General features: G+C 37.2%; 13 protein-coding genes. All 13 read right to left on the bottom strand.

Translation table 11 applies throughout. The features are described from left to right. Position 1: 1 nt before the first annotated feature. The 13 genes from murD to OTK00_RS02935 all read right to left on the bottom strand — a co-directional run bounded on the left by murD (position 2) and on the right by OTK00_RS02935 (position 13539). On the bottom strand, positions 2-1363 hold the full coding sequence (gene murD / locus OTK00_RS02995; protein ID WP_045170289.1) for a UDP-N-acetylmuramoyl-L-alanine--D-glutamate ligase: 1362 nt from the start codon (positions 1361-1363) through the stop codon (positions 2-4). Positions 1364-1380: 17 nt separating this feature from the next. Beyond that, positions 1381-2337 (bottom strand): phospho-N-acetylmuramoyl-pentapeptide-transferase, encoded by a 957-nt coding sequence (gene mraY, locus OTK00_RS02990; RefSeq protein ID WP_045170290.1) that lies wholly within the window; start codon positions 2335-2337, stop codon positions 1381-1383. Between the two features lie 2 nt (positions 2338-2339). Beyond that, on the bottom strand, positions 2340-3677 hold the full coding sequence (locus OTK00_RS02985) for a UDP-N-acetylmuramoyl-tripeptide--D-alanyl-D-alanine ligase (protein ID WP_268760827.1): 1338 nt from the start codon (positions 3675-3677) through the stop codon (positions 2340-2342). Positions 3678-3685: 8 nt separating this feature from the next. Further along, complete coding sequence (locus OTK00_RS02980) at positions 3686-5146, bottom strand: UDP-N-acetylmuramoyl-L-alanyl-D-glutamate--2,6-diaminopimelate ligase (RefSeq protein ID WP_045170292.1); 1461 nt, start codon at positions 5144-5146, stop codon at positions 3686-3688. 30 nt (positions 5147-5176) lie between these two features. Beyond that, entirely contained in the window at positions 5177-7336 is a 2160-nt protein-coding gene (locus tag OTK00_RS02975; protein WP_045170293.1) for a stage V sporulation protein D, read from the bottom strand. A 36-nt stretch (positions 7337-7372) separates the two neighbouring features. Then, positions 7373-7864 carry a septum formation initiator family protein gene (locus OTK00_RS02970; RefSeq protein WP_045170294.1) on the bottom strand — a complete coding sequence of 164 codons (492 nt, stop codon included), beginning with the start codon at positions 7862-7864 and terminating at the stop codon, positions 7373-7375. Positions 7865-7895: 31 nt separating this feature from the next. After that, positions 7896-8819, bottom strand: a complete 924-nt coding sequence (rsmH, locus tag OTK00_RS02965) for a 16S rRNA (cytosine(1402)-N(4))-methyltransferase RsmH (protein ID WP_045170295.1) — start codon at positions 8817-8819, stop codon at positions 7896-7898. Positions 8820-8849: 30 nt separating this feature from the next. Next, positions 8850-9281, bottom strand: a complete 432-nt coding sequence (mraZ, locus tag OTK00_RS02960; protein ID WP_045170516.1) for a division/cell wall cluster transcriptional repressor MraZ — start codon at positions 9279-9281, stop codon at positions 8850-8852. Positions 9282-9451: 170 nt separating this feature from the next. Then, positions 9452-9631: a Spo0E family sporulation regulatory protein-aspartic acid phosphatase gene (locus OTK00_RS02955; RefSeq protein WP_045170296.1), complete on the bottom strand. Its 180-nt coding sequence runs from the start codon at positions 9629-9631 to the stop codon at positions 9452-9454. A 97-nt stretch (positions 9632-9728) separates the two neighbouring features. Then, on the bottom strand, positions 9729-10532 hold the full coding sequence (lgt, locus tag OTK00_RS02950; protein ID WP_045170297.1) for a prolipoprotein diacylglyceryl transferase: 804 nt from the start codon (positions 10530-10532) through the stop codon (positions 9729-9731). Positions 10533-10557: 25 nt separating this feature from the next. After that, positions 10558-11838 carry an EF-P 5-aminopentanol modification-associated protein YfmH gene (gene yfmH / locus OTK00_RS02945; RefSeq protein WP_045170298.1) on the bottom strand — a complete coding sequence of 427 codons (1281 nt, stop codon included), beginning with the start codon at positions 11836-11838 and terminating at the stop codon, positions 10558-10560. Next, positions 11822-13105 carry an EF-P 5-aminopentanol modification-associated protein YfmF gene (yfmF, locus tag OTK00_RS02940; protein ID WP_268760826.1) on the bottom strand — a complete coding sequence of 428 codons (1284 nt, stop codon included), beginning with the start codon at positions 13103-13105 and terminating at the stop codon, positions 11822-11824. The genes yfmH and yfmF overlap by 17 nt, the downstream gene beginning before the upstream one ends. A gap of 89 nt (positions 13106-13194) precedes the next feature. After that, a complete protein-coding gene (locus tag OTK00_RS02935) occupies positions 13195-13539 on the bottom strand; it encodes a nucleotidyltransferase domain-containing protein (protein ID WP_045170301.1) in 345 nt (114 codons plus the stop codon). Positions 13540-13549 lie beyond the last annotated feature (10 nt).

Raw genomic sequence — 13549 nt, 5'->3', positions numbered from 1 at the left:
CTCAAAGTTCATTCACATATTGTTTGAAAAGTCTTCCTCTTTGTTCATAGTTTTCAAACATATCCCAGCTCGCACATGCAGGCGACAGCAAAACTATATCTCCCTCTTTTGCTTCTCTGTAGCTTTTTACAACAGCCTCTTTCAAATCTTCTACAAACTCAAAATTAGAGTATCCTGCCTTCTGTAATTCTTTTGCTATCTTCTGGCTTGTCTGCCCAAGTAAAAACACCTTCCTGACCTTTTGCGAAATCAGTTTTGCAAATTTCTCAAAGCTTTCCCCTTTATCATAACCGCCCGCAATCAGAATTATTGGTGAGCTAAAAGCATTCAAAGCTCTCATAGCTGCATCGGTGTTGGTACCCTTTGAGTCGTTATAGAATTTAACTCCATTTATTTCTCTAACAAACTCTATCCTGTGCTCAACCCCTCTGAACTCTTTCAGCACCCTTTCAAAAATGCCTGCCTCAATGCCAAAAGGCAGTGCACATGCAATTGCAGCAATAGCATTTTCTAAATTGTGCTCACCCGGAATGAATATATCATTTTTATTCATCACCTTTTCCTTTTTACCATTGAAGCTAAAGTAGATATAATCTCCATCAACAAAAACACCATTCTCATTATCCAGCTTACTTTTCGAAAAGATTATAGGCGTTCCTTTTGCATCTCCAATCAAGTCTCTTGTGATATTGTTGTCCATATTGAGAACAGTAAACCCTTCTTCATCAATATTTTCAAATATCCTCATTTTTGCTTTTATATAGTTTTCCATGTTTGCATGTCTGTTTAGATGATCAGGCGTTATGTTCAAAATACACCCAACCTTAGGTTTGAAATATTTTATTGTCTCCAACTGAAAACTTGAAACTTCAATAACAAAAATGGTTTCAGCACCTGTGCTTTCTATACAATCAATAAACGGCACACCTATGTTGCCACACACAACCACATCACTGTAAACTTCCTGTAGAATTTTTCCTACAAGTGTGGTTGTTGTTGTTTTCCCGTTTGTCCCTGTTATTGCAACTATGTTTTTACTCTTACAAAACCTGTACGCAAGCTCCATCTCACCGATTATCTCTATTCCCCTTTTGTGAGCAAACAGAATATATCTCTTTGTAAGCGGCACACCAGGACTTACAACAACCATGTTTACTTTGTCCAAAATGCTATCCGGCAAATCTTCAAAAAAGAGTTCATCTGTAAATTGATGTAAAACCTTTACATCTTCAGCCTTTAACTCATCCTCTCTTTTTTCATCAAAACCGATAACGTAAGCTCCATGTTTTTTTAAAAACCTTGCCGATGATATTCCACTTTTGCCAAGCCCAACCACCAGAACATTTTTTTTGTTTAAATCCAATTTTAAAACCTCCAGTTTTATATTTGTATAACTGCCAGAGCCACCAAGCAGAATATAACTGTAAATATCCAGAACACAACAACAACCTTCGCCTCATCCCATCCTAAAAGCTCAAAGTGATGATGCAAAGGTGCCATCCTGAATAGTCGCCTCTTTGTAAGCTTGTAGTATATTACCTGCAATATGACAGAAAGTGCCTCTATGATATAAAACCCACCTATAATCATTACCAGAACAGGCTGTTTTAACATCACAGCCACTGCGAAAACTGCCCCACCAAGCATAAGCGACCCTGTATCACCCATAAAAACCATTGCAGGATACGCATTATATCTTAAAAACCCCAAACAACTTCCAACAATAGCACCGCTAAAGATTGCCATGTCATGTTTTTGAAAAAAGATTGAAATAATAGCCAGAAACAGACCAACAATGAAAGTAACCCCGCTTGCAAGTCCGTCAAGCCCGTCTGTAAGATTTACGGCATTTACAGTAAATACCATCAAAGTGGACATTACAGGTACATATGTCCATTTCAAATCTACATATCTGTTTAAAATCGGTATATACACATCAGTGCCCAGATACCTTTGAACAAAATATAAAAATGTTATACTGATCAAAAATTGCAAAACCAACTTTTCACGTGCACGCAAACCCAGTGACCTTTTTAAAACAACCTTTATAAAGTCATCAATAAACCCGATCAGTCCAAACGCGGATGCACAGGCAAGCGGTGCTCCTATTTGTGGATATTTTCTGTAAAAAATCAATGAAGTTATCAAAATACTTAAAAAAATTATAATTCCGCCCATTGTAGGAGTACCGCTTTTTTTATGATGTGTCTGTGGTCCATCATCACGGACAACCTGCCCGCATTTTAAGTATCTTAAAAACGGAATTGCAACTGGCATAACAATTAGAATTATCAAAAATGAGATTATAATTGCCAGTATTGTATCAATGTCAAGCATTTTCAAAGCCCCCTGAGAAAGTTATCTACAAGTTCATCAAGCTTTACACCTCTTGATGCTTTAAACAGGACAACCGATCCCCCTTCAAGCTCTTTTTGAAGAATATCAAGACACTCTTCTTTTGATACAAAATATGATTTAATTTTTTCGTTCTTTCTCACCTGGTCAAATATATAAAAGGCATCCTGACCCGTGCAGATAACAACATCAATCGGTTTTGTAACTATGTAACTGCCAACCTTTCTGTGTTCCTGTTCGGAGAGACTGCCAAGTTCCAGCATATCGCCAAGCACCAATATCTTTTTGCCCTCAAAATTACATACACTATCTATTGCAGAAATCATTGAATGTGTACTTGCATTGTAGGTATCATCAATAACTGTAATATCACCCTTTTTTATCACCTCAAACCTTCTTTTAAGCCCATCTTTCTTCATTATCCCTTGTGCAATTGCTTCTCTGTCAATTCCCAAAATTATGCCAACTGCAATTGCAAAAAGTGAATTGTATATGTCATGAAAGTTGAAGGTCTCAATAAAGTATTTATAACTGTCCACAACAAAATAAAATCCATTTGCCGCTTTTTGAATGTCCTTTGCCATAAAATCAGAATCATTTTCAATCCCAATGGTTACAACCCTTCTTTTGAGCTCATTTCTATGGGAATGTAAAATATCATTATCATTGTTTATGACAAGCAAGCTACTGCTTGGCATACCATCCTGTATCTCAGATTTAGCAAGAAAGATATTATACCTTGTTTTGAGATTCTCAATATGTGCCACTCCAATATTGGTAATTACTCCTATATCAGGTTTTGATATTTTTGAAAGAAAAGATATTTCACCAAAATTGCTCATACCCATCTCCAGGACTGCTATTTCTGTTTTATCCGGAATATTCAGAATAGAATATGGAAGACCTATATGATTATTGTAATTTCCCTGATTTTTGTATGTATTGTAGGTGGTACTCAGCACGTTGTATATATACTCCTTTGTTGTTGTCTTGCCAACGCTTCCCGTGATTCCAATCACAACAAGGTCTTTTCTTTTTTCTCTGTAAGCACAAGCCAGATTTTGCATAGCTTTTAATGTATCGTCAACCTTCAAGTAAGGACAATCTTTCTTTGCTATTACATCTTTCTGTGTAAGAAAGCAAAGTGCACCATTGTCAATTGCCTGGTCAATAAAATCATGACCGTCAAATCTGTTACCTTTCAAAGGAATAAACATTGCATTTTTTCTAATATCTTTGCTATTAATAGAAAAGCTTTCTATTAATATATCTTCCTTGAAATTTTCAACCGTAGCATTTAATATTCTCCCTATCTCGCTCAAAAAAAGGCTCATCCCTTGAGTTCCTCCAGGATATTTTTCACAACCTCTCTCTCATCAAAGTGAATGGTTCTGTCTTTTAAAATCTGGTAATTTTCATGCCCCTTTCCAGCAAGAACAATAAAGTCGTTCTCTCTTGCATTCTGCAAAGCATATTTGATTGCCTCATATCTGTCCGGAATAACCACGTATTCGACATTTGTCTTTTGCAAGCCCACAAGTATATCCTCTATGATTTTAATAGGATCCTCCGTGCGTGGATTGTCAGAGGTTACAATCACAAAGTCAGCCATTTTTCCGGCAATTTCACCCATAACAGGTCGTTTTGCCCTGTCCCTGTCCCCTCCACAGCCAAAAAGAAGAACCTTCCTTCCCTTTGCAACCTCATCCACAGTTTTCATTAAATTTAAAAGTCCGTCGGAGGTGTATGCATAATCAATCACCACTGTAAACCTATCGTTTGACTCAACTATCTCAAACCTGCCGGGTATTGCCTTTAAAGCTTCAAGCCCTTCTTTAATGGTCTTCAGATCCATTCCAAGTGAAACTGCACAGGCTGATGCTGCCAGTGCATTGTATATTGAAAAAATACCGGGAATGGAAAGAGTAACAGATACACTCTGATCTTTGTGCCAGAGCTCAAACTGGTTTTTGTTGACAAAAAGTTTTATATTCTTTGCAACTACATCCCCACCATTTTCTTTAGAATATGTCACAGAATCAGGGTATATACTTGCAATCTTTCTTCCCCATTCATCGTCAATGTTCACAACTCTTTTTTTACTCATTTTAAAAAGCTTCAACTTCGCAGCAAAATAGTTTTCCATCGTCTGGTGAAAATCAAGATGGTCCTGAGTAAGATTGGTAAACACTCCAACATCAAAGTCACAACCATCCACACGATGCAGTTCAAGCGAATGTGATGATACTTCCATCACAACACTGTCCACATTTTCTTTTTTCATCTCAAAAAACAGTTTCTGTAAATCATAAGACTCGGGTGTTGTGTGTTTTGCCTCTATTTCTTTTTCCCCTATCATGTTCTTAACTGTTCCAATAAGCCCAACTTTATGACCACTCTGTCCAAGGATTGATTTTATCATAAAGGTTGTTGATGCCTTGCCATTTGTCCCTGTCACACCGATGAGCAAAAACTCTTTTGAAGGATGACCAAAAAAGTTAGCAGAAATAATTGCAAGAGCTCTTCTTGTGTTTGATGTTTTTATAAAAGGTATTTTATCCTCAAGCCTGGATGTGTCATAAAACTCATCAACAACTATAAGTCTTGCACCTCTTTTTATAGCTTCATCTATATATTCATGACCATCCGTTTTAAATCCCTTTATGCATACAAATGCAAAGCCATCCTCTACATTCTTTGAATTATAAGCAATATCTTTTATATCCTGATCAAAATCCTGTATATTTGTCCTGATAATATCCAGACCTTCTATTAGCTTACTCAATTTCACCTCAAAGTCACCTCTTGCTCAATAAATCTTCTATTCGGCATTCTCTCTGTCGGCAAATTCAACTTCAACAATGGAGCCAACCAAAACTTTTGTGCCCGGCTGTGGGCTTTGCCTTATAGCTTTTCCCTTTATCCCTTTTATTTTTATATTCAGCATATTGCCCGTCAATACTTTCTGTGCATCCTGCATACTAAAGCCTATCACACTGGGAACTACAACATCCTGGCTTTGCAACTTTTCAGTAAAAAGAACTATGGTTGAACCCTCTTTTAGCATAAACCCTGCCTTTGGCACCTGGTCAACTACACTGCTGCCATTGCCTATTATCCTAACATTGAACTTGCTGTTTGAGATCACTTTTTTTGCATTTTCAATGTCCATACCAACAGCATTTGGTACAATATACTCTTTGTAAAATTCAATCTGCTTTAGCTCATCAGCTGTATACTGTGGTTGCACCTCAAGGTATCTCAAAATATCATTCAGAAGGTCACGCGCAACAGGTGCCGCAATCAACCCACCATAGTAAAGCGAAGGGTCAGGCTCATCTATTACCACAAGTACTGAAACCTCTGGATTATCAGCCGGGGCAAACCCACCAAAGGATGCTATATACCTTTTTTTAGTTTTATCATACTTTTGCGATGTACCGGTCTTGCCAGCAACCCTGTAACCCAAAAGATATGCATTATGACCAGTACCATTTGTCACAACAGACTGCAAAATGTTTCTTAACCTCCGTGCAGTGCTGCTGTTTAAAACCTTCCTTTTTGGCACGCTGTCAAATGATTTTATTAACCTCCTGTCTCTGTCATAAATAGCCTTAACAACATGTGGCTGTACCCATACACCATCATTGGCAACAGCATTTATCATGCTGATTACCTGAATAGGGGTTGCTGAAATACCCTGCCCGAACGATATTGTAGCAAGTTCAACCGGTCCCACCCTGTTAATAGGCTGGACAATACCCTTTGCCTCACCCGGAAGGTCAATCCCTGTCTTTTTCCCGAACCCAAATAGATCTATATACTTATAAAGCTTCTCTTTGCCAAGCCTCTGCCCAACTTCTATAAATACGGGGTTGCATGAGTTTTGCACGCCCTCCACAAAATTTTCTGAGCCATGTGGATTGTAATATCGCCAGCATTTAAGTATGGCATTTGCTACCTTTACATAACCTTTGCAGTAAAACTGAGAGTTTTCACTTACAACTCCCTCTTCAAACCCTGCAGCTGCAGTGACAATCTTAAACGTAGAACCTGGCTCGTATACATCATTTAGTGCCCTGTTTCTCCACATTGATTGAATAATTTTCATCTTCTCAGACTGCGGGAGCTTATCAAAATCAGGAAATCTATCTTTATAAATCAGCTCAAACGGCTTATTTGGGTCAAAATCAGGTTTTGATGTCATTGCTAAAATTTCTCCTGTTTTGACCTTCTCCACTATGATTGTAACACTTTTTGCTTTATTATCGTACAGAGCTTTCTTAGCGTATTTTTCTGCAAAGTGCTGAATTGTCTCGTCAATTGTAAGCATAAGGTCATATCCATCAACCGGTTTTTTAAAAAATTCCTCAGAAAATGGTGCTGACCTTCCACTCGCATCAGTCTCTGAGGCAATACTACCGGGTCTCCCCCTTAAATACCTGTCATAGTAAAGTTCAAGCCCGGCCAAACCCTGATCATCTATTCCGGTAAATCCAAGTACCTGGGATAAAAAATTTGCGTTTGGATACACCCTTTTTGTACCACCTGTAAGATAAATCCCGGGCAGGTCATATTTTCTTATTTTATTTGCCCTGTCTTTATCTATGTTTCTTGCTATGTACACATCAGAGACACCTTTTGTGTTGAGTTTTTTCAGAATTTTCTCATAGTCCATTCCCAGGATATTTGAAAGTACTTTTGCAGTGTACTCTTTGTCTTTTACCTGACTTAATGCTGCAACAACAGTCTCTGCTGTAACCGACATTGCCAGAATCTTGCCATTTCTGTCAACTATGCTCCCTCTTTTGGGGGCTACAAGTCTTTCTCTGGTCCACTGCGCAAATGCCTTTTTCTTAAGGTCTTCACCTTTTATTAGCTGCAGGTATGAAAGCCTTCCTGCAAGCAATACGAAACTTAAAAAAAATATCACCATTACAAATATAACTCTTTTTTTCAACCTGATTGATGCTTCTTTCAAGTTTCTGTTACCCCCACAAAAAAACAAATGGATGGTTTAAAACAATTTCTTAATAAAGTTTATTATTGAAAAGATTCTATTATTATAGTTTGCCTTATCTTTTTTGGCTAAAACCTTATTATTGCTACTACTGTCAACAGCCACATAAATAATCTGCGATGAATCAGGATAGGTCATTGAATATTTCTGTTTGGCAATTTTTTCTATCTCAGAAAGTGTAAATTTACCATCTATCTGAAGCTTTAGTTCTTTATTTATGTCGCTCTGGAATTTCAACTCGTTCTGAAGTTTTGCAAGTTTTGCCCTCTCTGCCGTAATATTCACATACCCGCACATGAGAATTATAGAGATACAGCAGAATAAACTTACAAACATAAGTCGCCTTATCAATTTTAGTTTTTCAAGTTTTCTCTGCTGTCCTATCTTTTTTCTCAATTCATTCTTTTTGAGTATCTCTTGCTCAAGATCCCTTCTTTCAAGCTCTTCTAAATACTGGTGGTTATAAATAGCAAAATTTTCTCTTGCCATAATAAATAAAAACCCCCTTATATGATATTATTCATACCTTCTCAGCCACTCTCAGCTTTGCACTGTGGCTTCTTTTGTTCTTCTTAATCTCCTGTTTGGTAGGGGTTATTGGCTTTTTAGTGAGTATATTGAGTTCTTTCTTCTTGCCACATACACAAACCGGTATATCCTTCGGACATACACATTCAAGCGAGTGGTATTTAAAAAATTCTTTTACTATTCTGTCTTCAAGAGAATGAAAAGATATAACACAAATCCTTCCTCCACTTTTTAAAAACCTCAGACTCTTTTCAAGTGCTGTTTTTATCTCGTCAAATTCGTTGTTTACCTCAATCCTTATTGCCTGGAATGTCCTTTTTGCAGGGTTTGACCCGTCTTTTGGTCTTGGAACAATTGAGTTTATCAAATGGTTCAATTCTGCTGTGCTCACAATCGGCTTTTGCTGCCTTCTTTTTACTATCTCATTTGCAATCCTTCTGGCATATCGCTCTTCACCATATTCCCTTATAATTCTTTCTAACTCCTTTTCGGGGTAATTATTGATAACATCAAATGCAGTAAGCTTACTTGTCCTGTCCATCCTCATGTCCAGGAAAGAGTCGCTGTTGTACGAAAAACCCCTATCTTCTTTATCAAGCTGCAAAGATGACACGCCAAGGTCAAATAGTATCCCGTCAATTCTGTCAATCCCAAGAGATTCAAGAACCTCATCCAACTTTGAAAATGGTGAGTGAACAATCTTTATATTATTGCAACCTTTAAACTTTTCTTTGCCCATCTCAATTGCTTCTTTATCTCTATCTATTGCTACAAGCAAACCTTTGTTTGATAGTTTTTCCAGTATTCTTTTTGAATGTCCCCCGAGCCCAAACGTGGCATCAACATAAATCCCATCAGGGTCTGTCACCAGATATGACACTGATTCCTCAAGCAAAACCGGTATATGTTCGTACATATCTGCATTCACCTTTTGCCTTCTTAATTTTTATATCCCGAGTTCCTCCATTTTCTGTGCAATCTTTTCAACAGAAAGGCTCTCATCGGCCATTTCTCTCTTCCAGTTTTCTTCACTCCATATTTCTATTCTGGTCATAACACCTATGATAAATACCTCTTTTTGCAAGCTGGCATATTCTCTTAAATTCTGGGGTATTAAAATTCTCCCCTGCCTATCAACCTCGCACTCACATGCCCCCGCAAAGAAAAATCTCAAAAAAGCTCTTGCCTCTTTATTCGTAAGAGGCAACTTCTTTAGCTTTTCTTCCAGTACTGCCCACTCTTTGAGCGAATACCCGAAAAGACAGTTATCAAGCCCTTTTGTAAGAATAAATCTATCACCCAGTTCTTCTCTGAACCTGGATGGCAAAGTCACTCTCCCTTTGTTATCTACCACATGCTTGTATTCACCTATTAACATCCAACCACTTTGCTCCACTTTGCACCACTTTATAAAAATATTCTATACCAATTTGAAAAATCCTTCAATAAAAGAAAAAAAAATAGGGCATTCTACTGCCCTATCTTTTGTATTTTCTTTTTTATTTAGCACACAAGCCCCCCGCTTTTTTATCAAAAACACAAAAGCTCCTAAACCTTCCCCTCTTTCTGCTTCAGCTTCTTGAATACCAGCTCATTCTGCTCCCTGTAGTAGTCCAGTATCAGCTTGTCCAGCTCAATACTCACATGATATATAGCGTCATAATCAGCATTACTATTGATAAGCTCATCCAGTTTTTCTCTTAGCTTCATTATTTTATCTGTTATCATATTCCCACCATCTTACAGAGATTGTATTTTAATTATAAAACCAAATGCGCATTTTGTCAACAAAAATACTCTAAAAAGACATTGTGCTAATTTTTTGCTATATTTTGTCGAAATGCTTCAACCTTGATTTTAAAACTAAAAACAGACCAACAACAATACAAATCAGCGCTAAAGCCTGCGATATTCTGACTGTGCCAAGCATTAGACTATCTGATCTCAAGGCTTCAATAAAAAACCTGCCGGCAGAGTACAACATAAGGTAAAATCCAAAAATCTCACCGTCTTTTCTCTTATATCTTCTCAAATAAATCAAAGCAGCAAGTACAATGAAATCCCATATTGACTCATACAGAAAGGTGGGATGAACTTCTATACGCCTTCCTGCCTCAAAGCTGTATATTTGCATACGCCAGGGAAGTTTTGTTTCATACCCATAAGCTTCGCGATTTGCAAAATTGCCCCATCTTCCAATTGCCTGCCCCAGGATAAGACCGTAACTACCTGTGTCGCATATTTTTAAAAAATTAAGTTTCTTTGCCCTGCAGTATGCATAACTGCTGATAACAGCTCCTATCACAGCACCATAGATTGCAAGCCCGCCCTGACGTATGGCAAATATAGCTGCGAGATTTCCCCTGAACTCTTTGAAATTAAACACCACATAATACAACCTTGCAAATACAATTGCAACCGGGGTTGCAATTATTGCAATGTCAAGCAAAACATCGGTTTGAATATTCTCCTTCTTTGCAATATAGTTTGAAAGAAGAAAACCACAAAGAAAGCCCACTGCAATTATAATTCCATACCATCTTATTTCAAGACCAAATATTTTAAAAGCAACCGGGCTAAAATCAAATTTAAGGTGAAGTCCCGGGAACACTATACTGTTATCAAACATCTGCTTTTTCACATCCACCAATTTTTTACTTTACAGGGGACACTATAGAAATACAGCTTTTATCTTTATCAAAAAAGTCTTTAAGTCTGCTCTGGCAACCTTCAAACGATGCTGAATTTATCTCCTTTACATACTCAAATATATTCACGCCCTTGAAATAGCTATAGATAAACTCAACAGATAGCCTTTCAGGGTTATCAAACTTTCGCAGGTGGCTTCCCAGCACAACCTTTTTAGCCCTTTCAAACTCCTGCTTATAAATACCTCTGTTTTTTACTTCCTCTATATGCTCAAGTATCCTTTCATAAACTCTATCCGGGTCTTTGCTTTCTCCACCTATCATGAAAAACGAATATTCAGGCTCACAGCTGTATTCAAATCCAAAATTCTGGTTGATCAAACCTTCATTATAAAGCTGCTCATAAAAGTCTGTAGACTTTCCAAAAAGCATTTCAGCCAGGATTTGTGTGTGTATATCTTTCATCATCATGTCATACGGTGGAAGATCATTAACAACATCCTTGAAGCCTATATAAAAAATGGGTGTTGAAATAGCAAGCTTCTCTTCCACTCTTTTTTGATTTACCCTGTCGGGCTCTTCAGGATAGATTCTTTCAATTAGCCTCTGATACTCCTTTGTCTTTGTCATCCTTTCAATCACCTCAAAAACCTTCTGTGGGTCAACATCGCCACACACAACAATGATCATATTGCTGGGATGATAAAAGGTATTGTAGCACAGGTAGAGATCATCCTTTGTTATCTTCTGGATACTCTCAAGTGTACCTGCTATGTCAATCTTCACAGGATGCCTGACATACAGGGCATTTAAAAGATTAAAATATACCTTCCAATTTGGATTGTCCTGGTACATCCTGATTTCCTGCGCAATTATACCCTTTTCTTTTTCAACATTCTGATCTGTAAAAAACGGATTTTGCACAAAATCAAGAAGTATCTCAAAATTTTCATAAAAATTTTGGGTTGAAATAAAGTAGTAAACTGTCTCCTTGAATGAAGTAAAGGCATTTGCCATTGCACCAAATTTTGCAAACCTGTCAAATACATTCCCGTCCTGCTCTTCAAATAGTTTGTGTTCCAAAAAGTGTGCAATCCCGTCCGGCACTTCAACTACTTCATTTGTCCGCGGGTGGATAAACTTGCTGTCAACAGACCCATATTTTGTGGCATACCCTGCAAATGCTTTGCTGAAGTTTTTCTTTTTAATCACAAAAGCTTTAAGCCCGTTCGGATATGAGTTTATATAAATCTCCTCATGCAAAACGTCATCATATATTCTCTCCATTGTTATTTGCACCTCTGTTTCTTAAAAAATATACTGTGTCAAGCTCAAATCTATTTGCAATCTCAATGACATCAGAAATTTTTACACTTTTTATCTTTTCAAAAATATCTTTTGGTTCTACCAGCTCACCTACAAGAGCCTGGTTGAAATAAAATCCCAGAAGATCCTTGGGACTGTCATAAATAGCCATCAGCGCTGTTTTGTAATAGTTTATAGCACTTTCATACTCAATATCTGTAATGCTCCCGCTTTTAATATCTTCAATCTGCTGCAATATAAGATTCAAAGCTTTCTCATAGTTTTCTACTTCTATACCAGAGCTTATCACCATGACAGATTTAAACCTGTCTATCCTTGAGAATGCGTAGTAACATAGCGAAGCTTTTTCACGCACATTTTCAAATAGCTTTGACTTTGGCGATGCACCCAAAATCCCATTTAACATCAAAAGCCTGTAGTAATCAGAAGTTGTGGTATCAACGTTTGTCCTTATACCGATTGAAATCTTGCCCTGATTCACTTCCAGCTCTTCTGTTATATATTTTGTGCCGTTAAAAGGAATGTTTATAGCAAAATCATTTCTGATGTCTTCCCTTTCCTTTTGCCCGAATATTTCTAACGCTCTGGAAATTGCATATTCCTCATTGTAGTCACCATAAATCATTACATACATTGGCTTTTTCTCAACAACCTCTTTGTACTGGGAGTAAAGCTTTTCTTTTGTTATATGTGCCAGATCTTCAACACTGCCTTTTTCATAAAGCGCGTAACTTTGTCCCTCAAACATTATCTCTATACATCTATCAATTGCGTATTGCACCTTATCGTTTATCCTGCTTTCTATCTCCTGCTTGAGATTGTTTTTCTCCTGTTCTATTTCATCTTCTTCAAAACCGCCACCGTACTTTATCGGTCCATATATTATATCATGTAAAAACTGCAGACACTTCTCAAAAAGCTTCTCGCCCACAAACCTATCGTTTAAAAAGCTCAGTCCAAATGTGATTATTTGCAAATCACCTTTTTTATCAACGTCAATACTCAAAGATGCACCATACATACTGTCCAAAAACCTGTTTATCTCTTTCATATTCTTATACTTATTGTTTCCCCTGATTAAAACCATTGGAAACAGAGCATTTAAGGTATTTTTCCCTTTTTCCAGCCTGTCAATAAATGCTACTGCCACTCTGTTTGTTTTGAATCTATCATCGTAAAATGCCATATAAAAGTTGTTATTTGAATTTATCCTCTGCACTTTCCTCATCTCCTCAAAAAAGTACACTTGCTCAGGCAAATGTTTTTAACTTTATTTTACCCTTTTTTTGCAAATACATCAACAAATTTGATGCATTTTCACAGCTCAGAAGCTATTATCTCTTCAAATCTCTCATAAATGATTACTCCTTCTCTTAAAATACTTTCTTTGAGACTTTCTTTTGTAATGCTGTTAAAGGCAACAATATCAAACAGCAATATTGTATCAAGTTCATCCAGCTCATCCTCAATTTTGTAAACCGGGTTTTCACACCCCTCTTCAAGCCAAATACATAAATCAAGGTCAGAACCTCTTTTATAGTCTCCTCTTGCCCTTGAACCAAAGACACAGGCTTTTCTTACTTGCCTGTACTTCTTAAAAATTTCAACAATCTTATCCAGGATTTCTTCCTCTATTCCAAACTTTTTGTCTTCCACTTTCATTCTCACCTTT

The organism is Caldicellulosiruptor morganii (assembly GCF_026810225.1).
GTDB lineage: Bacteria > Bacillota > Thermoanaerobacteria > Caldicellulosiruptorales > Caldicellulosiruptoraceae > Caldicellulosiruptor > Caldicellulosiruptor morganii.
Note: the sequence above shows the minus strand (reverse complement) of the source record. Positions and strands in the feature narration are given on the sequence as shown.

Bases quoted from the DNA above. Each gene is read 5' to 3' on its own strand.
- mraY (WP_045170290.1), bottom strand. From the start codon at position 2,337: ATGCTTGACATTGATACAATACTGGCAATTATAATCTCATTTTTGATA.
- OTK00_RS02970 (WP_045170294.1), bottom strand. From the start codon at position 7,864: ATGGCAAGAGAAAATTTTGCTATTTATAACCACCAGTATTTAGAAGAG.
- rsmH (WP_045170295.1), bottom strand. From the start codon at position 8,819: ATGTACGAACATATACCGGTTTTGCTTGAGGAATCAGTGTCATATCTG.
- mraZ (WP_045170516.1), bottom strand. From the start codon at position 9,281: ATGTTAATAGGTGAATACAAGCATGTGGTAGATAACAAAGGGAGAGTG.
- OTK00_RS02955 (WP_045170296.1), bottom strand. From the start codon at position 9,631: ATGATAACAGATAAAATAATGAAGCTAAGAGAAAAACTGGATGAGCTT.
- lgt (WP_045170297.1), bottom strand. From the start codon at position 10,532: ATGTTTGATAACAGTATAGTGTTCCCGGGACTTCACCTTAAATTTGAT.
- yfmH (WP_045170298.1), bottom strand. From the start codon at position 11,838: ATGGAGAGAATATATGATGACGTTTTGCATGAGGAGATTTATATAAAC.
- yfmF (WP_268760826.1), bottom strand. From the start codon at position 13,105: ATGAGGAAAGTGCAGAGGATAAATTCAAATAACAACTTTTATATGGCA.
- OTK00_RS02935 (WP_045170301.1), bottom strand. From the start codon at position 13,539: ATGAAAGTGGAAGACAAAAAGTTTGGAATAGAGGAAGAAATCCTGGAT.